Raw genomic sequence first — 19,916 nt, 5'->3', positions numbered from 1 at the left:
TCACATGCAACATGACTTAAAACTGTCCCACAACATCTATAAAGATGCTAAACGAGGTACATATTACTTCCGTATCACATACTATGATAAGACGAATACACGTCAATTTATTACACGTAAAGGGTTTAAACAACGTAAGGAAGCAGTAAAAAAATGTAATGAAATAATGGATGAAATCGAAGATATAGGTAAAATCAATAAATTACCATTTGATAAGCTGGTAGAAGAGTACATTGATTGGTATTCTGCACGACGTAAGGCATCAAGTTTAAAATCACTTAAAACACATGCGAATAATCATTTGATACCCTATTTTAAATCAATGGATGTTTTCAACATGACTACACAAGATGTGATGAAGTTTCAGAATAAGAAAATGAAAGAAGGACGTTCGGGAGAATATTTAAAAAAGATGCATGTATTCTTAGTATCTATATTGAATCATGCTATGAAGTATCATGATCTAAAGCAAAATGTTGCATCATTAGTAGGTAACTTTGAAATTGAAACACAAAAGCGTTTGAATTATTGGACTTTGGAACAATTCAATCAATTTTATGAAGTATTAACTAATATACAACAGAAGTTATTTTTCAAGCTGTTATTCTACAGTGGCGCACGTAAAGGCGAAATTAGAGCACTCACATGGGAAGATATTAATTTTGAGGACGATTATATCCATATAAACAAAACGGACTACCACGGTGTAGTGACAGCCCCTAAAACGAAAGCAGCCACACGTGATATTTACTTACCTACTCACATGATGGACGACTTAAGAAATTATTTAACTTGGTATAAAGATAATAACATTTTTAAAAATAATTATGTATTGTTCGGTACTTTCTTTAAGGCACTAAGTGAATCTACGATTGATAGATGGTTTACCAGCACATTAAAAGTATTAGATGATACATTACCGGATGGAGAAACGTTCCCACGTATTGTAATACATGAATTAAGACATTCTCACGCATCTATGCTAGTCAATCATGGTGCTAGTCCTATGATAATTGCACAGCGATTAGGTCATTCATCTACAGAAGAAGTTACATCTAGATATGGTCATTTGTACCCTAGTACTCAAAAAGAAATAATAAAATACTTATGAGGTGAATTAATGGAAGAGATTAAATATTTATTTATAGGTGAATCTCCATATTCTTATATCAAAAAAGAAAAAAAGGAAAAAGAAAAACCAGATTATAAAAATATACAATTGCCAAACTATCCAACCGACAGTGTTGCTTTTTTCCCATATTTCATAGATAAAAAAGTAGAAAGCAATAATGAATGGTTAAAAATTGTTACGTTTCGTAGAATAATTGGATTACTTTCAAACAAACGATTATCGTACGAAGATAACTTTTACGATATATTTCAAAAAACACCAAAGGAAATGGCTATAGCTTATCAAAAAGAGAAAGTTTATTTTTGCAATTTAAATGAAATTACTATTAAAAAGAAAAACAGTAATTACTTAACAATTGAAAACAAAAATAAAAAATGGAAAATTGATTCAACGACTAAAATATTATGTTTCGGTAGAGAAGCTATTAAATATTTTACTTCTTCTGATTTTTATGAATATAAATTAAAAATAGCGACTTTTCCCCATCCATCTACAAATAACTATAACGTATTTTGGAAACACTATGATAAAAATTTTAATCCAATTATACACAATCTTAATATAGATTTATTACCGCCTACGCCCTAAAATAAAGGGTGTTTTTTATTTGCTGTGCATTATCTGTGCACTTTCTGTGCACTCAAAAATAAAAAGCCTACAACCACAAGGGTTGCAGACTCTATAGTGGAGACGGCGGGATTCGAACCCGCGTCCAGAGGTTCTGATACTAGCACTTCTACGTGCGTAGTCTATCAATAGGTTTCGCATAATGGGAGGTGATAGACATCCGTCATTATGCTAGTTTGATTAATCTCTTCTAGGCAGACTTCAAACGGCAGTGCCTAGCGTATCCTACTATAGGTTGAATCGCGTTAACGGTACATAGGAGATACCGTTAGGCGATGCAGAGTGCTATTACGCAGCTACTGCGAAATTATTGTTTTCTTTGCCAGTTATTATAACTGTGTGTGTTGGTGACGAAGACAACCCTCCGACACGCTTAACTAGCTCATGGAACCCCTGTCGAATCCAAAAACGCCCCCAGAATAATATTAAATGTACTTCCTGCTGACTTCGTAGTGACTTTGTAGTAACTACTAAGCTTTTTCAGAAAGCACATATTATATTACCAAAGATTATCATCTTTGGCAATATATCCGCTTAATAACGGGCTTTCATCTCTCTAGCTACATCACGTTGTACTGCTTTTTCTTTTAAAGCTTGGCGTTTATCATATTTCTTCTTACCTCGAGCAACACCTAATAAGACTTTGCAGTGACCGTGTTTGAGATAGAGTTTCAATGGAACAATTGAATAACCAACTTCACGTGTACGTTCGCCTAGCTTTGTAATTTCACGTTTGTGCAATAATAGCTTACGTGAACGACGTGGATCATGGTTAAATCGGTTGCCTTCTTCATATGGTGCAATATGCATGTTATTTAAATACATTTCACCACGATTGACTTGTGCATAACTATCTTTAAGGTTTGCACTGCCTCGGCGGATCGATTTAATTTCTGTTCCTTGTAACACAATGCCCGCTTCAATCGTATCTTCAATATTATAATCATGTCTTGCTTTACGATTTTCTGCTAGTGTTCCTGGTGATTTTTTCTTTGGCATTGAGTTTCACCTCTTTGTTGAGTTATTTTTTCTTCTTGCGCGCTTTATTTTTCACTTTTTTATCTTTGTAAAATGGTTTATGTTTCGTATTACCTTGTTCTTGTTTCCCATTATTACGTTTATTTTTACCCTTACGTTGTTTCTGTTTCGTTCGGTTGCCTTTATTGTTTCGATCATCTTTTGATTTGTCTGATGATTTACCACGCGGGTTAGCTTGAATCGTCTTACCACGCGAAGGTCTTTGACCACGTTCATTTTTAGGTAATGGCATACCTACAATTTGGAAATCAATCATGCGTTCATCAACATCAACATTGATTACTTTGATCTCTACAGGATCACCTATACGGAATACTTTAGCTTGGCGTTCACCAATCATAGCCATTTGACGCTCATCAAAATGATAATAGTCATCTGTCATGTTGGATACATGCACCATACCTTCAATTGTATTTGGTAATTCAATAAACATACCAAAGTTTGCAACTGAACTAATGATACCTTCGAACTCTTCACCGATATGTTGTACCATATATTCGGCTTTCTTCAGCTCATCTGTGTCACGTTCAGCTTCTATCGCTCTACGTTCTCTTTGTGACGTATGTTCAGCAATTTCAGGCAATGCTTCTTCCCATTTGTTCTTTTCTTTTCTATCCATAGACTGTTCTACAATGTACTTACGAATTAATCTATGCACAATTAAATCAGGGTATCTACGTATCGGTGATGTGAAATGCGTATAATACTCTGCTGATAAACCGAAGTGACCCAAGTTTACATCATCATAACGAGCTTGTTGCATTGAACGTAACATCATAGTTGAAATAACCATTTGTTCTGGTTGACCTTCAACTTCTTGTTGGATTTTCTGTAAAGTGGATGGGTGAATATCTTCGCCTGTCCCTTTAATCATTAAACCAAAATTAGTTACAAAATCAAAGAATTGGCGTAGACGTTCTGATTTAGGTTGCTCATGGACACGATAAATAAACGGTACTTCCAAACGATCAAAGTGTTCAGCAATTGTTTCATTAGCAGCTAACATAAATGATTCGATTAAGCGTTCGCCTTCACCACGTTTTCTTAATTGAACATCAGTTGGGATACCTTCCTCATTGACAAGTACTTTTGCTTCATCAATATCGAAGTCAATTTCACCACGACGTCTTCTCATATTTACTAAACGTTGCGATAGATCTTGTGCTAAATCAAGCATTGGCGTAACTTCACTATATTTATTACGAGTTTCAGCGTTTTGATCCGTTATAATTTCATTTACTTCATCATAAGTCATACGATAATTTGAATGGATTACACTATCAAAAATCTCATGTTTAACAACTTCACCACGTTCATTAAGCTCCATTTGACAACTTAAGGTCAATCTATCTACTTTAGGATTTAATGAACAGATACCGTTACTTAAACGATGTGGAATCATTGGAATTACTCGGTCAACTAAATATACACTTGTTGCACGACTATAGGCTTCTTCGTTTAATGCTGAGCCTTCAGTAACATAGTAACTTACATCTGCAATACTTACTGTTAATTGTGTATTACCGTTACTTAATTTTTTAACACTAATAGCATCATCTAAATCTTTTGCATCTGCGCCATCGATGGTAATTGTCAATTCGTCACGTAAGTCGTGACGTCCTGAAATTTCTGATGGTTCAATTTGATCTGGAACTGCTTCAGCTTCTGCTAAAACATTATCTGGAAATTCAATTTCGATACCATGTTGATAAATGATTGATAAAATATCGACACCTGGGTCATTCTTGTGTCCTAAAATTGCTGAAACGATACCTTCTGGATTGTCTGTACCATCGGCATATTTTGTAATTTGTACGAGCACTTTGTGGCCATCAACGGCTCCAAGATTTTGACCTTTTGGAATAAAGATATCTTGCATAATTCGTTTATCGTCTGGTAATACAAAACCGAAATGACGTGCTTCACTATAGGTACCAACCACTTGAGTGACCGAATGTGTTTCTATAGTTTTAACTTCGCCTTCAACCTTCCCTTTATGGTCCCCTTTAGATTGGTGTACCTCAACTAGGACTGTATCACCGTCCATAGCTCTGTTTATCTTTGTAGGTGGGATAAAGATGTCATCCATGTCCTCTACTTCTGGACGTAAGAATGCAAAGCCCTTTTTATTTTGGCTAAGTTTACCTTTTATTAATTTTGGTTGTTTGGACTTTTGTGATTCCTTGCGTTGATATCTATCTGTTTTTGTACGTTGAATTAAACCTGTTTGTTCTAATTCAACAAGCACCTTAATTAAGTCTCTAAATGAGTCGGCACTATTTAAACCTAATGCATCTTGAAAATCAGACACAGACATTGGTTCATAATCTGGTTGTTTTATAATTTCTTCAATGGATTGCTTTAAATTCATTATGCCCCTCCTTTCTATTTTTAAATATTTATATTTTTAATTAGACCAATCTAATGATTCTAAGAAATTATAGACGTCTTCAAATACTAATTCTTTCTCTTTATCTATTGTAATGACATGTCCTGAATTTGCATACCATTTAATATCTTTATCATCAGATTCGCTCTCATTGTATATAATGTTTGCAGAATCTGTATTGATCATTTGATCTTGCTCTGCTTGAATAACCAATAACGGATCCATCACTTCATCAATGTGTTCTCTTACTTCTTGAATTTGACCTTGTAATTCTTTTAAAGTATCTGTCGGTTTGAAATTGTCCATTTCTTTCTGAATTGTGGCTTCATCTTTTCCTTCGTACTTTTTAAAATTACGGGCATATTCTAAAACACCTTCAAACATAGCACCCTCAGTCTTAATATACATAGGAGAGCACATAGTTACAATACCCTTTACATCTCTGTTTAAGCTTAATTTTAAAGCATAGCAGCCACCAAGTGACAAACCAGCTACAACAATTTCATCGTAACCTTTATCTACTAAAAAATCATAACCATCTAAGGCATCTTTAAACCATACAAAAGGACTTGATTTTAAAATTTCTTCAGGTGGTGCTGCATGTCCTTCATATTGTGGTGCGTACGATGTATAACCTTTTTTCTGTAAGAATCTGCCTAATTGTCTTACATCTGAGGAATTCCCTGTAAAACCATGCAATAACAACACTGCTCTTTTCCCTTCTTCAAAAAAGAATGGCTCTGGAAGTTTTATCTGCATTGAATTCAATCCTTTCGTTTATGCTTTTAATTACAATATCACTATATTTATCTATACTTGAATATTTCACTATTCATTTAAACTCAACATATCTATTATAAATAAAAAAGCCCGACTTTAACATTGTCGGACCTTATAAACCAAAATAACTTATGCCTAACATTAACAAGAAGAAAATGATAGACAATACAATTGTTAATCTATGCAAGAATAAATCAATACCGCGTTGCTTTTGTTTACCAAATAACTGTTCGGCGCCACCACTGATTGCACCTGATAGTCCATTACTTTTACCTTCTTGGAGTAACACAACAGTTACTAATGCAATACAATCTAAAATCAAAAGTACTATTATTAATGTATGCATGAAAATTGTCCTCCATTCATCATATACGAAACGCATTATATCATAGGTTCGTTGTCTTTAGCAAACTTCTATCTATTGAACGTACTCTTACGTACTATTGAAACGATTAACATGTATACGCCGAGTACAAATGACATCACTAATACTAATGTTAGTGGCAATAAGTTTAAGCTAGTTTTCACATCTAGAATTGCGCGATAAACTGCACTAATATTAATGATATTATATAAAATTTGCGATGCGAATACTGCAAACATAAACCACCATAAATAGCTATGTCGATTCCAAATCGCAAATATACCAGCTAAGTTCGCTAAGATGTACATAATACCCGTAAACTGAAAACTATTTTTAATTGTACCAACAGCGCTTTCTGATGTTTTTTGTCCACTATTAGATAGCAATTGTTTTATAACACTATCATCTAACACTAAAAATAAATGTATAGCATAAAGTATAGCAATAATTAATGAACTATATGCAATCAGATGTGCCGTCTTAATTTCTTTTGACTTAGGTTTTACATCCATAATGAGTTAAGACTCCTTCTATAATTTACACTTACAATTATATCAGTTTCATAGTGAAAGATGAACAATTTAAGTAAATAAGTAAACTAAAGTCATGTGCACTAACTAATACTTTTTATTTTGATATTACATATAAACTAATAGGCAAACTTCCGTCTTGTATATCTAAAAATGTAAATAAGAAATCGTATTTCATTATTAAGAAAGTACTTTTCCTGTTTACAATAGTTTTGCTATTGCATAAGTCCTACTAGCGAGTGGGACAGAAATCTAATTTGTTGTTTGAATGATTTCGTCGTCCCACCCCGGCAAGGATGACTAGGATTGAAATGGATAAAGGCTTTATCCGGACTAAAGCTCGTACTTTAAAAGCATTGACTCCACACACGAGAAGGCGTGTTTTAATTTTCAATCCAGTCAGCTACTGCCCTTTTAACAATTACAATTTGAATCAAGATTAACATTCCTCTGATTACAATAGCCTCGCTATTGCATAAGTCCTACTAAGCTCAATTTTCAATTGAGCAAGTAGGACTTTAAAAAACACGCAAGTCATAATGACTTGCGTGTTAGCGCGTGAACTCTTAAATTTTAAAGCTATATTATTTAGATAAGTTATAGAAAGATTTAAGTCCGTCAAACTTGCCTGTTTCGTATAATTCATCTTCAATACGTAATAATTGGTTGTATTTTGCAATACGGTCAGTTCTTGATAATGAACCAGTTTTGATTTGACCAGCGTTAGTTGCAACAGCGATATCAGAAATTGTAGTATCTTCTGTTTCACCTGAACGGTGAGATACAACTGCAGTGTAACCAGCTTTTTGAGCCATTTCAATAGCGTCAAATGTTTCTGTTAATGTACCAATTTGGTTAACTTTGATTAAGATTGAGTTACCGATACCTTTTTCGATACCTTCAGATAATTTAACTGTGTTTGTAACGAATAAATCGTCACCAACTAATTGTACTTTGTCACCGATACGATCTGTTAATACTTTCCAGCCGTCCCAGTCATTTTCATCCATACCATCTTCAATAGTGATAATTGGATATTTGTTAACTAATTCTTCTAAGTAGTCAACTTGTTCTTCAGCATTACGTTTCGCACCATTTTCACCTTCGAATTTAGCGTAGTTATAAACGCCATCTTCAAAGAATTCTGAAGAAGCACAGTCGAAGCCTAAGAATACGTCTTTACCTGGCTCTAAACCAACTGCTTTAATCGCTTCTAAGATTGTTTCAACAGCATCTTCAGTACCTTCAAATTTAGGTGCAAAGCCACCTTCGTCGCCTACTGCTGTTTCTAAACCACGGTTTTTAAGGATTGATTTTAAGTTGTGGAAGATTTCAGCTCCCCAACGTAATGATTCTTTAAATGTTTCTGCACCTACAGGTAATACCATAAATTCTTGGAATGCGATAGGAGCATCTGAGTGAGAACCACCATTAACGATGTTCATCATTGGTACAGGTAATTGTTTACCGTTAAATCCACCTAAATATTTGTAAAGTGGTTGTCCAAGTAAATCAGCTGCTGCACGTGCTACTGCAATAGAAACACCAAGAATAGCGTTAGCGCCTAATTTACCTTTGTTTTCAGTACCGTCTAATTGAATCATCATTTTATCGATTGATACTTGTTCTAATACTGAAAATTCACCTTCGATAAGTTCTGGTGCGATAATTTCGTTAACATTGTCAACTGCTTTAGTAACACCTTTACCTAAGTAACGTGATTTATCACCGTCACGTAATTCTACTGCTTCATGTTCACCAGTAGACGCACCTGATGGAACTAATGCGCGACCAAAAGCGCCACTCTCTGTTAATACTTCTACTTCAACTGTTGGGTTACCACGTGAGTCTAGGACTTCGCGAGCGTAAACATCTGTAATAATTGGCATGTTTATAATCTCCTTTATAAATAAGTAGTTTAGAAATATTAAATTTCATCTTCATTATAGCTTTAAATACTATAAATACAAAGTAATTTAATTCTCTTGTGTTGTTTATAGATGCTACAAATTTTTAAGAATAAAAAATCCTTATATACTAAATTTATAGCATCAATTTTCACTCTAAATTTCAATTCATTACATTAGTGATTTATTAATGATGTGCCAGTCATGTCTTCTGGCTGATTTACATTTAATAAATCTAATAATGTTGGTGCTAAATCACCAAGACGACCTGTTTCACGTAACGTCACACCATCTTTTGTAACAATTACTGGAACTGGATTAGTTGTATGTGTAGTCATAGGTTGATCATCGTCAGTTAATACCATATCTGAATTACCGTGGTCAGCGGTGATAATTGCATGGCCACCCATTTCAGTTATTTTATCAACAACCTCACCTAAACATTCGTCTACGGCTTCAATAGCTTTAATCGTCGGTTCTAACATACCACTATGTCCAACCATATCAGGGTTTGCAAAGTTTAATAAGATTAAATCTAGGTCCCCTTTATTTAATTCTTCGATTAAAGCATCTTTTACTTCATATGCACTCATTTCTGGTTTAAGGTCATAAGTTGCAACTTTAGGTGAATCAATTAAACGACGACGTTCACCTTCAAATTCTTCATTGCGACCACCACTCATGAAATAAGTTACATGTGGGAATTTTTCTGTTTCAGCAATACGTAATTGTTTCAAACCATTATCTTGTGCAACTTCACCGATTGTATTAGTTAAATCGACTTTTTCAAAAACAATTTCAGCATCTACGTTGTCATTGTATTTTGTAAATGTTGCATAAAATAAATCATTGACTTGTTCCACTTTAAACCCGTCGAATGCTTTATCTGTAAACACTTCAGAAAGTTGTCCTGCTCTATCTGGGCGGAAGTTATAGAAGATTACAGCATCACCATCATTGACACCTTCATTTTGATCTTCAATGATAAACGGTTCTACGAATTCATCTGTTAAATCTTTAGCATAGTTGGCTTCAACGCCAGCTTTTGCTGATTCAAATGTCTCTCCACCAAAATTACGAATAGCATTATATGCTCTTTCTTCTCTATCCCAACGTTTATCACGATCCATTGCGTAATAACGTCCAGATACAGAAGCAAATTGGCCAATGCCTAGTTCATTAAATTTAGCTTCAGTTTCTTCTATATATTTTAATGCTGATTTTTGATCAACGTCACGTCCATCTAAAAATGCATGAACATACACTTTTTCAACGCCTTGTTTTTTAGCTAATTCTAATAAAGCAAAAAGGTGCTGGTAATGACTGTGTACGCCTCCGTCTGATAATAGACCAAAAACATGTAGTACTGAATCATTACCTTTAACATGTTGTACGGCACTGTTTAATACATCATTTTCAAAGAAATCTCCGTCTTCAATTGATTTATTGATACGTGTCAGACTTTGATAAACAATACGTCCAGCACCAATATTCATATGCCCAACTTCTGAATTACCCATTTGACCGTCTGGCAGTCCAACATCTAAACCACTTGCTTCAATTTGTGTTGTTGGATACTTACTATAATAACGGTCGAAATTAGGTTTATTAGCTAGTTTTACAGCGTTACCGTGCTCGCTCTCTCTGTTTGCAAAACCATCTAAAATAATTAATGCAGTTGGTTGTTTCGCCATATTATTTTGCACCTTCTAACAATTGTACAAAATCATCCACTTTAAGCGATGCGCCGCCTACTAAAGCACCATCGATGTCTGATTCTGCCATGTATTCTTCAATGTTGTTAGGTTTAACACTACCACCATATTGAATACGTGTTGCTTCTGCTACAGTTTGGCTAGATAATTCTGCAACTGTTTGTCTTACAAATGCACACATTTCGTTTGCATCTTTAGCTGTTGATGATTTACCAGTACCGATAGCCCAAATTGGTTCATACGCGATAACAACTTGTTGTAATTGTTCTTCAGATAAACCTTCTACTGCTTTTTTAACTTGGTTTCCAACAACTTCATTTGCTTTACCGCTTTCGCGTTCTTCGTCAGTTTCACCAACACAAATAATTGGAGTCATACCATGATTAAAGATTGCATGAGCTTTCTTGTTAATTTCTTCGTCTGTTTCATGGAAGATTTCACGACGTTCTGAGTGACCGATAACAACGTATTTAACGCCTAAGTCAGCTAATGCTACTGGAGAAGTTTCACCAGTGAAAGCACCATTGTCTTCGAAATATGCATTTTGTGCACCGATTTGTAAGCCTTGTGCTTTACCTTCATTAACTAACGTTACTAATGCGTCAAGTTGAATTGTTGGTGCACAAATAACAGATTCTACTTCTTTAGTATCTGGTAATGCTGGTAATTCATTTACAAAATCTTTCGCTTCTTGAACAGTTTTGTTCATTTTCCAGTTACCTGCGATAATTGGTTTTCTCATTATATTACACTCCTATTAGTAAATTATGATTAAATTTTGCCTATTTTATAATCATGGGTTGCTGTTTTTAGTCGTGCGATTATTTGTTAGCAATTGCAACTACGCCAGGTAGCTCTTTGCCTTCAAGATATTCTAATGATGCGCCGCCACCAGTTGAGATATGGCTAAAGTCATCAGCATAACCTAACGAAATAGCTGCAGCTGCTGAATCGCCACCACCAATAATAGTATTAGCGTCTTTTAATTCAGCGATTGCTTCACAAACGCCAATCGTACCTTTAGCAAAGTTACTTAATTCAAATACACCCATCGGTCCATTCCATACTACTGTATGCGCACCTTGTAAATGTTCTTTGAATAATTCAACTGTTTTCGGTCCAACATCCATCGCTTCTTGATCAGCTGGGATATTATCTACTGTTACCTCTGTGATTTCTGCATCATTTGAAAATTCTTTAGCGATTTTACAATCAACCGGTAAAACGATTTGATCACCAGCGCGGTCTAATAATTCTTTAGCAAAGTCAACTTTATCTTTTTCTAATAAAGATAAGCCAATTTCTTTACCTTGTGCTTTAAAGAATGTATATGACATACCGCCACCGATAAGTACTTTATCTGCAATTTTCAATAAGTTTGTAATAACGCCGATCTTGTCAGAAACTTTTGCGCCACCAAGAATTGCAACTACAGGTTTATCAGGGTTTTCAACTACGCCACCAATATATTTTATTTCTTTTTCCATTAAGAATCCTGCGACTGTTTCTAAGTTAGCTGCAATACCTACATTTGATGCATGTTCACGATGTGCTGTACCAAAAGCATCATTTACGAATACATCGCCAAGTGAAGCCCAATATTTACCTAATTCAGGATCATTTTTAGACTCTTTTTTACCATCTACATCTTCAAAACGAGTATTTTCGACTAATAATACGTCACCTTCATTAAGCTCTTTAACAGATTGTTCTAATGTTTCCCCACGTGTTTCAGGTACAAAAGTAACTGTTTTACCTAATTTTTCCGTTAATGCATCAGCTACTGGTTTTAAAGTTAATTCTGCTTTATCGCTTTCTTCTTTCACTTTACCTAAATGAGAGAATAATACAATTTTACCACCTTGTTCAATAATATATTTAATAGTTGGTAAAGCTTGGACGATACGGTTATCATCAGTAATTTCTCCATCTTTCATCGGTACGTTAAAATCAGCACGAACAAGTACAGTTTTACCTTTTAATTCTAAGTCAGTTACAATTTTTTTAGCCATGTAAGCTTCCTCCTCTGAATGGAACAATAAATTAAAATAAGCGGAGAAGCGTTGTGCTCCCCGCTTACTCCTAAGCATATTGTTTAAATTTAACAGCACATTGCGCTTGCTAAATTAATTTTACATCGAATTATTTAGCTTGAGTTGCTAAGTGTTCTAATGTACGAACTAATTGTGAAGTGTAAGACATTTCGTTATCGTACCAAGCTGCTACTTTAACTAATTGGCGATCGCCAACTGTCATAACACGTGTTTGTGTTGCATCGAATAATGAACCGTAAGTCATACCAACTACATCAGAAGAAACGATTTCGTCTTCAGTGTAACCGAATGATTCGTTTGAAGCATTCTTCATTGCAGCATTAACGTCTTCAACACTTACATTTTTGTCTAATACAACTGTTAATTCTGTTAACGAACCAGTAGCTACAGGAACACGTTGCGCTCCACCGTCTAATTTACCATCAATTTCAGGGATAACTAGGCCAATTGCTTTAGCAGCACCAGTTGAGTTAGGGATAATGTTTTCAGCAGCTGCACGAGCACGACGTTTGTCGCCTTTAGCGTGTGGCGCATCTTGTGTATTTTGGTCACCAGTGTAAGCATGAATTGTAGTCATGAAACCTTCTACTAAACCAAAGTCATCATTTAATACTTTAGCAACTGGAGCTAATGAGTTAGTTGTACATGAAGCACCTGAAACAACTGTTTCTTTACCATCTAACTCTTGGTGGTTTGTGTTATAAACGATTGTTTTTAAATCACCAGTAGCTGGAGCTGAAATTAATACTTTTTTAGCACCTGCATTAATGTGAGCTTCTGCTTTTTCTTTATCAGCGAAGAAACCAGTACATTCTAATACAACATCGATGTCTAAATCTTTCCAAGGTAATTTGCTTGGGTCTGGCTCAGAGAATGATTTTACTTCTTGTCCGTTTACACGGAAACCGTCATTTTCTACTTCAACTTCTCCTGTGAAGCGTCCTTGCATAGTGTCATATTTTAATAAATGTGCTAACATTTCGTCATCTGTTAAGTCATTTACTGCTACTACGTCAATTCCGTCAACGTTTTGAATTCTTCTAAATGCTAAACGACCAATTCTACCAAAACCATTAATTGCTACTTTTACTGCCATTATAATGGCCTCCTTTAATAAATGATATTTAAAAAGTGTTATCACTTTTTATTACTATTGTTTGCTATTGCTTTTGCTGCACCTTCATCTGTAATTAATACAGTGTTTTTAGGAGCAATTGAAAGATAAGCTTTAATTGCTTCTCCTTTTGATTTACCCCCTGCTACAGCAAAAATAAACTTTTTCGATTCAAGGTCCTCTAACTGAAGTCCAATCGTTTTCACTTTGTGCACGATCTCACCTTGATCATCGAAATAATATCCAAATGCTTCTCCCGAGGCATTGTGATGTTGAAGTTTTTCTATAACTTCATTAGGTGATTGACGTCTTCGCGCCATCTTCAGCGCATCACCAATGCCATGGATTGTAATATTGGATTGTTTAATTTTTTCTAGCGTTTGGATTACGGATGGCTCTAACATAAGCGTGTTATACGTCGTCTCGCTTACGTTATCTGGTACATATAATGTTGTATAATCACCATTTGTCTGCTGTGCCATGCTAGCTGCAATAGTGTTTGCTTGATAAACAACATTTTCACCGAGTCCGCCCCTCGCAGGAACGAAAAACGCATTGTATGGTTGATGATGCATCGCTTCACTAACATAGGCCATTGTCGAGCCACCTGTTACTGCAACAATTGCATTTTCATAAAGTACATCCTCAACTAGTTGTCCTGCCTGACGGGATAATTCAATCTTCACCGTTTGATCAGCGTCTGAGTCTCCTGGTATGACATAGACTTCTTTGATTCCATACTGTTCTTTAATAACTTGGGCAAGATGGTGGTCATCAGAATAAACATTAAAATAACCATTTAATTGTCTGACGGTTGCCGCACCTGCTTCTGTTATTTCCATACCTGTGGGTTTAACTTTAATTAAATCCTGTTTCTTTAGGGTGTCCGTTTCAGAACGAAGCACACGTTCAGTCAAATTCATATATTCACTTAAACTACGTCTACCTACGGGTTGATGCTTTGAAATAGTAGTGAGAATTGAGAAACGACGATACATTTTTTCAACAATTTCTGGCACAAGCTTTTGTTGAACTTTTATCAAATCCTTCACTACTATCCTCCTCCGTTTCTTAATAAAGGGTCAAGTTCTAACCATAGATTGACTTTTTACGTCCCTAGCGGGACAAAAAAAATATAACCTCTTATATTTGCAATAATACTACTATCAATTTGAAATTGCAAGCAAAAATAGCTTATATTTCATCAGCCAAACTAACTATTAAAATCATACATTTTCATTTCCGTACAATAACATTTTACCCGTAATATAATTTGTTAATCATTATTTATTAAATAAATGAATAAATGTGTTAGTCACATTTTGTTCACCCTCACTCACTGCGCTGAGCAACTCTAATTGAATACTTAGTATTAAATCTTTAAAATGAATATATACTAAACAAATCAAGGAGGTAAACACATGCCTAACAATAAAAAACCGGAAGTCATTGACCCTGATGATCAACGTTATAAGGATAAGGATTACTTTAATAAGAAAAATAAGGACATTCCTATAAATAACCGTCACCAATCTTTAAATTACACAAAACATTTTGGTTGCGGTCCTTTAGGATGTTTTGGCGGTTGTTTCACTTTAATTATTATATTCTCGTTAGTCTCTTACTTACTTAGCTTTTTATTTTAAAATCATATTTTAAAATAAATAAGTATAGATCATATTTTATCATTCAACTACTATACTATTGGTTGCTTACTGACAATAGTATCCACATACATTCTATATATTTTTATAGTAAATACTTCTACCTGTACACTAACTTCCCAACCCATTGTAATGCTTATACATTCTTAACTGTTGTATGGTCACTTAAGCTATATTACAGTTATTCTTTACGCCCTCATAATAACTTAACTTCTTTTAATAATACCGGCACTTAGACAAAAATTCACTAGGCTAATCGAAATCTTTCAAAACCCACGTAACCTTATAGTAATATTTTTATAACAATAAGGTTACAAACAATATAATCACAAAAATATTGAAATAAGTCTTGAAAAACGAAAAAATTCACAAAAGTTATTTTAGCTGGCGGTATCGCATTAAGCACATTATTAGGTACTACAGCAACTCAGTTTGCATCACAAAGTAACGTTGCAGAGGCAGCGGCAAAACTCTGGTACAATTACTCTGGTATGTCTGGTCACAACGGTAGCTTTATATTAGATTCTAATTTTAAGAATGCAGTGAAATACCTTTTATATAAATAAAGCCGGGCTGATGAATAATCAGTCCGGCTTTTCAACATTAACAAATGAATTGACGCAACCTTATACAACTGTTCTTTAATCTTCCTCAGATGTTTGTGCGCTTCTATTTGAAGTATTATTTTGTGATGATCTCTCTTGTGTACTATTTTGTGCGCTTCTTTGACTTGTTCTTTGCTCTGTAGAAGGTTCAGATGTTTTTTGCTCTGTTGATGGTTCTCTTGTTCTTTCTTCAGTAGAAGGCTCTGGTGTTTTTTCTTCTGTCGTTTTTTCTTCTGTTGTTCGCTCTTCAGTTGTACTTTCTTCTGTAGTTCTTTCCTCAGTTGTTGCTTCTTTAGTTTTTTCTGGTGTTTTCTTTTCTTCTGTTGTACGTTCAGCGGTAGCAGGTTGACTAGTTCTTTGTTGCGTCTGTTGTGTTTGCTGCGTTTGAGGAGCTTGTTGTGTCTGCTGTGTTTGTTGCATCTGTTGAGTTTGTTGTGTCTGTTGAGATTCTTCAGTAGATTGCTCTTTCTTTTTCTTCTCTTTTTCTTCTTTAGTCTTTTCTTTTTGTTTCTCTTTTTCTTCTTGTTTCTGATCTGCTAAACGTTCGTTAGCTTTATTGGAATGATCTACAAATGCAAAAATGGCAAATATGAGTCCGCCTACTAATAATAATACAATTACTCCACTAACTATTTTCGCAAAACCACTCATTTTCTTATTATCTTGGTCATCAAAGTTATTATTTTGATTATGCTTTGGCATATGCTCCCCTCACTTCAATTTATATCATACATTTATAAAAATCGTGTATGCGTTCAATATCAAATATATATTTTACACTATTTCATATGCTAATTAAACTTATTAACTAATTTTTTAATCTAGATGTTATCTTAAAGTAATATATATAGTAAAATACATATGTATGATAAAATTTTATGATTTGCTTTAATACTAATCTAGTTTCATCTAAAGTTTCAATACTTTTGTGCAAGTAATTCAAAAAAGATTACCTTATATCTATTATCATAACAGGATGTGTTCTAAATTGAAAAAACATGAACTATTTGACGACTTAGATCAACACTCAAAGAATACCAATAACGGTCTTAGACAAATTATGCTTGAAAACGATAATCATAAGACAAAAGTAAATTCGAAATCACGTGTTACGTTCATAATTTTTATATCTTTTGTATTAATTAGTCTTTTTGGTTTTATTTTATTATTTCTGTAGACACAAGTATAAACTTCTAACATGCCCATTTTTCAAAAGGGATAACAAGTAAAAAGATAGTTACATTCTGCAAATTGCGTTAATATAAATTTAAGGTCAGGGACAATCAAAGGAATCTTCTACACGGAGTTTTCTAACTCCCTATACATCCACACTAAAAAGTAATTGGCAATAAAAAATAATTATAAATTTCAAATTATCCTCTGAACATAACGCATTTAAGGCTGAGACACATAGTTATGTCCCAGCCTCACTACTAAAGGGAGTCAAAATTTTACCTTCGTTAGTATATTATGGGGTATACTCGAAATAATTAAGAGATGATTAATTAATATCGAAGGTACTCTTATTATAAATGGAACCTTCTTTATTTTAAATACTTCTTAAGGTAAGTAAATGACATATTCTTGAACAATCTTTGAAAAAATTATGACCTTCAAATGCGATGCGATTGTTTCGCTTAAAATCATTGCAACATTAGGCATTACTATTTATGAGGTGATAAAATGAAAAACTATTTAATTACAGGTGGCACAGGCATGGTTGGTACACAATTAGTAGAAGCCATTGCCCAAAGTGACTCACATATTACAATTTTAACAAGACAAGACAAAACAACATCACATCCCAAAATTACTTATGTAAATTGGTCTAAACCTGATTGGGAAGCACAAGTACCTAACATAGATATCGTTATCAATCTTGCGGGTGCAAGTTTAAATAAGCGTTGGACTAAAAGCTATAAACAAAAAATTATGGTGAGTCGCCTACAATCAACGCAAGCCTTATTCGAATTATTTGAAGGTCGCGAGCAGAAACCTTCAGTATTCTTCAACGCAAGTGCTGTCGGTTATTACAAACCAGATTTATATCGCACATATACTGAATTATACAAAACATTACCTTTCGATTTCTTATCAGAAGTGGTCTACCAATGGGAGCGTCTTGCTCGTCAATTCGAATCATTAGGTACACGTGTAGTTATAGGTAGGTTTGGTATGGTGCTATCTAACGAAGGTGGTGCCTTACCAATGATGAAACTCCCATACGAATTCTATGTTGGTGGTAAGATTGGTTCAGGTAGACAGTGGTATTCTTGGATACACATTGACGATTTAACCAGAGCAATTCTTCACACTATCAACACTGAAGATGCACATGGCGTATTTAATTTTACTGCACCAATCGTTGAACACCAAAATTTATTTGGCTACACTCTTGCGCGCATATCACATCGCCCCCATTATACGTGGGTACCATCAATAGCATTAAGAATTATCTTAGGCCAGATGTCTACAGTTATTCTTGATACTCAAAAGGTTATTCCTAACAAATTACAGGCAATTGACTTTAAATTTAAATATCCAGATTTAAAAATCGCTTTAGAGGATCTAATACATTAATTGGATAGGACTGAATTTTTAAAATGAAACATGATCGTTTATCTCATGTATTACTTTTAATCTCTGGTATACTCCTGTTACTAAACGGTGGTTTTGCTTTTGAGAAATCCACACCAATGCTCGTTGTTTCATCCTTTTTAATCATTTTTGGAATCATCGTTACTACATTTGCATTAAAACTTTTCTTTAATGGTAAAAATACTTCTGAAAGTAATACATTCCAAGATTCTTAATATACTTTTCAATAAAAACCAGTCAAGTGCTATTCATGCATTTGGTTGGTTTTTTCATTCACCATACTCATTTGTTTGAATTTAATCACTATTAAAATGCACATAAAAAATCCGGAACATCTATTTATGTCCCGGACTCCATGAAACAAGCTACACAATTTTATTCGTAACTTGTCGATAACTTTACAATTTGTAATCCTATGATTCAGGAACCATTACTTGGTCAACTAAACCATATTCTTTTGCTTCTTCAGCAGATAAGAAATTATCTCTATCTGTATCTTTTTCAATTTTTTCTATTGATTGACCTGTACGTTCTGCTAAAATTTGATTTAATTTAGCACGTGTTTTAAGAATGTGGTTAGCAGCAATTTCAATTTCTGTAGCTTGACCTTGTGCTCCACCTAATGGTTGGTGAATCATTACTTCTGCATTTGGAAGTGCAAAACGTTTACCTTTTGCACCAGCTGCAAGTAAAAATGAACCCATTGACGCAGCCATACCAATACAAATCGTTTGTACATCTGGTTTGATGTGTTGGATTGTATCATAAATTGCGAAACCAGCAGTTACACTACCACCTGGTGAGTTAATGTAAAGATAGATGTCTTTCTCAGCATCTTGTGCTTGTAAGAATAATAATTGAGAAACAATAGAGTTTGCTACATTATCATCGATTTGTGAACCTAACATAATAATACGATCTTTTAATAAACGTGAGTAAATGTCATAGGCACGTTCCCCACGGTTTGTTGTTTCAATTACTGTAGGTATTAAATTCATTAATATTGCCTCCTTATTTCTAATTGATAAACTTATTTTAACTCAAAAGTCAAACATGGTCAAAAAATAACGCTCAATTTTTTTATGAAAGTTAAATTATTCTTATTGACCGATGGCATTTAGATTTGTACACTTAGATTAATGTGTTTTTTATCCCCTCGTAGTGTAATGGATAACACGTAAGATTCCGGTTCTTAAGATAGGGGTTCGATTCCCTTCGAGGGGACTTATAATTATATACATACCAAAAGAGATTCCATAGCTATGGAGTCTCTTTTTTATATCTTTCTAATTTTACTACGTATTAAATTACAAAGATAGGGTCTACTAATCTTGATTGACCAGTCATATAATTTTCCCATGGAGATCACAGGCATAGAACAACAGTTGCTAATTCTTTG

At 34.2% G+C, this 19,916-nt stretch carries 19 protein-coding genes, 1 tRNA gene and 1 other RNA gene; 7 read left to right on the top strand and 14 right to left on the bottom strand.

Translation table 11 applies throughout. From position 1 onward, the window contains the following. Positions 1-4: 4 nt before the first annotated feature. Both BTM19_RS08135 and BTM19_RS08130 read left to right on the top strand, forming a co-directional pair. On the top strand, positions 5-1,111 hold the full coding sequence (locus BTM19_RS08135) for a tyrosine-type recombinase/integrase (RefSeq protein WP_099265807.1): 1,107 nt from the start codon (positions 5-7) through the stop codon (positions 1,109-1,111). Between the two features lie 9 nt (positions 1,112-1,120). Then, the gene (locus BTM19_RS08130) at positions 1,121-1,720 is read left to right on the top strand and encodes a hypothetical protein (protein WP_099265806.1); all 600 of its coding nucleotides are present in this window, start codon (positions 1,121-1,123) and stop codon (positions 1,718-1,720) included. Between the two features lie 94 nt (positions 1,721-1,814). Here the strand turns inward: BTM19_RS08130 and ssrA are convergent. The 12 genes from ssrA to BTM19_RS08070 all read right to left on the bottom strand — a co-directional run bounded on the left by ssrA (position 1,815) and on the right by BTM19_RS08070 (position 14,702). Next, positions 1,815-2,175: a transfer-messenger RNA gene (ssrA, locus tag BTM19_RS08125) on the bottom strand. A gap of 118 nt (positions 2,176-2,293) precedes the next feature. Continuing rightward, positions 2,294-2,758: an SsrA-binding protein SmpB gene (gene smpB / locus BTM19_RS08120; RefSeq protein WP_029377645.1), complete on the bottom strand. Its 465-nt coding sequence runs from the start codon at positions 2,756-2,758 to the stop codon at positions 2,294-2,296. Positions 2,759-2,780: 22 nt separating this feature from the next. After that, complete coding sequence (gene rnr / locus BTM19_RS08115) at positions 2,781-5,168, bottom strand: ribonuclease R (RefSeq protein ID WP_029377646.1); 2,388 nt, start codon at positions 5,166-5,168, stop codon at positions 2,781-2,783. 36 nt (positions 5,169-5,204) lie between these two features. Further along, the gene (locus BTM19_RS08110; RefSeq protein WP_029377647.1) at positions 5,205-5,945 is read right to left on the bottom strand and encodes an alpha/beta hydrolase; all 741 of its coding nucleotides are present in this window, start codon (positions 5,943-5,945) and stop codon (positions 5,205-5,207) included. 133 nt (positions 5,946-6,078) lie between these two features. After that, the gene (gene secG, locus BTM19_RS08105; RefSeq protein ID WP_017722473.1) at positions 6,079-6,312 is read right to left on the bottom strand and encodes a preprotein translocase subunit SecG; all 234 of its coding nucleotides are present in this window, start codon (positions 6,310-6,312) and stop codon (positions 6,079-6,081) included. Positions 6,313-6,380: 68 nt separating this feature from the next. Further along, a complete protein-coding gene (locus BTM19_RS08100; RefSeq protein ID WP_029377648.1) occupies positions 6,381-6,842 on the bottom strand; it encodes a hypothetical protein in 462 nt (153 codons plus the stop codon). A 602-nt stretch (positions 6,843-7,444) separates the two neighbouring features. Beyond that, entirely contained in the window at positions 7,445-8,749 is a 1,305-nt protein-coding gene (gene eno, locus BTM19_RS08095) for a surface-displayed alpha-enolase (RefSeq protein WP_029377649.1), read from the bottom strand. A gap of 194 nt (positions 8,750-8,943) precedes the next feature. After that, positions 8,944-10,461, bottom strand: a complete 1,518-nt coding sequence (gene gpmI, locus BTM19_RS08090) for a 2,3-bisphosphoglycerate-independent phosphoglycerate mutase (protein WP_029377650.1) — start codon at positions 10,459-10,461, stop codon at positions 8,944-8,946. A gap of 1 nt (position 10,462) precedes the next feature. After that, positions 10,463-11,224 (bottom strand): triose-phosphate isomerase, encoded by a 762-nt coding sequence (tpiA, locus tag BTM19_RS08085; protein WP_029377651.1) that lies wholly within the window; start codon positions 11,222-11,224, stop codon positions 10,463-10,465. Between the two features lie 79 nt (positions 11,225-11,303). Then, on the bottom strand, positions 11,304-12,494 hold the full coding sequence (locus BTM19_RS08080) for a phosphoglycerate kinase (protein WP_029377652.1): 1,191 nt from the start codon (positions 12,492-12,494) through the stop codon (positions 11,304-11,306). Positions 12,495-12,624: 130 nt separating this feature from the next. Beyond that, positions 12,625-13,632: a type I glyceraldehyde-3-phosphate dehydrogenase gene (gene gap, locus BTM19_RS08075; RefSeq protein WP_029377653.1), complete on the bottom strand. Its 1,008-nt coding sequence runs from the start codon at positions 13,630-13,632 to the stop codon at positions 12,625-12,627. Between the two features lie 41 nt (positions 13,633-13,673). Further along, positions 13,674-14,702: a sugar-binding transcriptional regulator gene (locus BTM19_RS08070; protein WP_029377654.1), complete on the bottom strand. Its 1,029-nt coding sequence runs from the start codon at positions 14,700-14,702 to the stop codon at positions 13,674-13,676. A gap of 369 nt (positions 14,703-15,071) precedes the next feature. Here BTM19_RS08070 and BTM19_RS08065 point away from each other — a divergent pair, with 369 nt between their 5' ends. After that, a complete protein-coding gene (locus BTM19_RS08065; protein ID WP_029377655.1) occupies positions 15,072-15,296 on the top strand; it encodes a hypothetical protein in 225 nt (74 codons plus the stop codon). 395 nt (positions 15,297-15,691) lie between these two features. Next, the gene (gene isaB, locus BTM19_RS13215) at positions 15,692-15,880 is read left to right on the top strand and encodes an immunodominant staphylococcal antigen IsaB family protein (RefSeq protein WP_404829782.1); all 189 of its coding nucleotides are present in this window, start codon (positions 15,692-15,694) and stop codon (positions 15,878-15,880) included. Positions 15,881-15,955: 75 nt separating this feature from the next. Here the strand turns inward: isaB and BTM19_RS08060 are convergent, their stop codons facing one another. Beyond that, positions 15,956-16,621 carry a DUF4887 domain-containing protein gene (locus tag BTM19_RS08060; protein WP_029377656.1) on the bottom strand — a complete coding sequence of 222 codons (666 nt, stop codon included), beginning with the start codon at positions 16,619-16,621 and terminating at the stop codon, positions 15,956-15,958. Between the two features lie 981 nt (positions 16,622-17,602). Between BTM19_RS08060 and BTM19_RS08050 the strand changes: the two genes are divergently transcribed. Beyond that, positions 17,603-18,499 carry a TIGR01777 family oxidoreductase gene (locus tag BTM19_RS08050; RefSeq protein ID WP_029377658.1) on the top strand — a complete coding sequence of 299 codons (897 nt, stop codon included), beginning with the start codon at positions 17,603-17,605 and terminating at the stop codon, positions 18,497-18,499. A 23-nt stretch (positions 18,500-18,522) separates the two neighbouring features. Then, positions 18,523-18,732, top strand: a complete 210-nt coding sequence (locus tag BTM19_RS08045; protein ID WP_029377659.1) for a hypothetical protein — start codon at positions 18,523-18,525, stop codon at positions 18,730-18,732. A gap of 198 nt (positions 18,733-18,930) precedes the next feature. On the opposite strand, the gene clpP is transcribed toward BTM19_RS08045, so the two are convergent. Continuing rightward, complete coding sequence (clpP, locus tag BTM19_RS08040) at positions 18,931-19,515, bottom strand: ATP-dependent Clp endopeptidase proteolytic subunit ClpP (protein WP_017722486.1); 585 nt, start codon at positions 19,513-19,515, stop codon at positions 18,931-18,933. A 154-nt stretch (positions 19,516-19,669) separates the two neighbouring features. On the opposite strand from clpP, the gene BTM19_RS08035 reads away from it, so the two are divergent. Continuing rightward, positions 19,670-19,741, top strand: a tRNA-Arg gene (locus BTM19_RS08035). The last annotated feature ends 175 nt before the right edge of the window (positions 19,742-19,916 follow it).

The sequence above is a fragment of the Staphylococcus xylosus genome (genome assembly GCF_002732165.1).
In the GTDB taxonomy this organism is placed as follows: Bacteria; Bacillota; Bacilli; order Staphylococcales; family Staphylococcaceae; genus Staphylococcus; species Staphylococcus xylosus.
This window is presented reverse-complemented; position numbering and strand designations above follow the sequence as displayed.

Bases quoted from the DNA above. Each gene is read 5' to 3' on its own strand.
- BTM19_RS08045 (WP_029377659.1), top strand. From the start codon at position 18,523: ATGAAACATGATCGTTTATCTCATGTATTACTTTTAATCTCTGGTATA.
- clpP (WP_017722486.1), bottom strand. From the start codon at position 19,515: ATGAATTTAATACCTACAGTAATTGAAACAACAAACCGTGGGGAACGT.
- BTM19_RS08080 (WP_029377652.1), bottom strand. From the start codon at position 12,494: ATGGCTAAAAAAATTGTAACTGACTTAGAATTAAAAGGTAAAACTGTA.
- BTM19_RS08135 (WP_099265807.1), top strand. From the start codon at position 5: ATGCAACATGACTTAAAACTGTCCCACAACATCTATAAAGATGCTAAA.
- BTM19_RS08050 (WP_029377658.1), top strand. From the start codon at position 17,603: ATGAAAAACTATTTAATTACAGGTGGCACAGGCATGGTTGGTACACAA.
- smpB (WP_029377645.1), bottom strand. From the start codon at position 2,758: ATGCCAAAGAAAAAATCACCAGGAACACTAGCAGAAAATCGTAAAGCA.
- secG (WP_017722473.1), bottom strand. From the start codon at position 6,312: ATGCATACATTAATAATAGTACTTTTGATTTTAGATTGTATTGCATTA.
- tpiA (WP_029377651.1), bottom strand. From the start codon at position 11,224: ATGAGAAAACCAATTATCGCAGGTAACTGGAAAATGAACAAAACTGTT.
- gap (WP_029377653.1), bottom strand. From the start codon at position 13,632: ATGGCAGTAAAAGTAGCAATTAATGGTTTTGGTAGAATTGGTCGTTTA.
- BTM19_RS08130 (WP_099265806.1), top strand. From the start codon at position 1,121: ATGGAAGAGATTAAATATTTATTTATAGGTGAATCTCCATATTCTTAT.
- BTM19_RS08110 (WP_029377647.1), bottom strand. From the start codon at position 5,945: ATGCAGATAAAACTTCCAGAGCCATTCTTTTTTGAAGAAGGGAAAAGA.
- BTM19_RS08065 (WP_029377655.1), top strand. From the start codon at position 15,072: ATGCCTAACAATAAAAAACCGGAAGTCATTGACCCTGATGATCAACGT.
- rnr (WP_029377646.1), bottom strand. From the start codon at position 5,168: ATGAATTTAAAGCAATCCATTGAAGAAATTATAAAACAACCAGATTAT.
- eno (WP_029377649.1), bottom strand. From the start codon at position 8,749: ATGCCAATTATTACAGATGTTTACGCTCGCGAAGTCCTAGACTCACGT.
- BTM19_RS08100 (WP_029377648.1), bottom strand. From the start codon at position 6,842: ATGGATGTAAAACCTAAGTCAAAAGAAATTAAGACGGCACATCTGATT.
- gpmI (WP_029377650.1), bottom strand. From the start codon at position 10,461: ATGGCGAAACAACCAACTGCATTAATTATTTTAGATGGTTTTGCAAAC.
- BTM19_RS08060 (WP_029377656.1), bottom strand. From the start codon at position 16,621: ATGCCAAAGCATAATCAAAATAATAACTTTGATGACCAAGATAATAAG.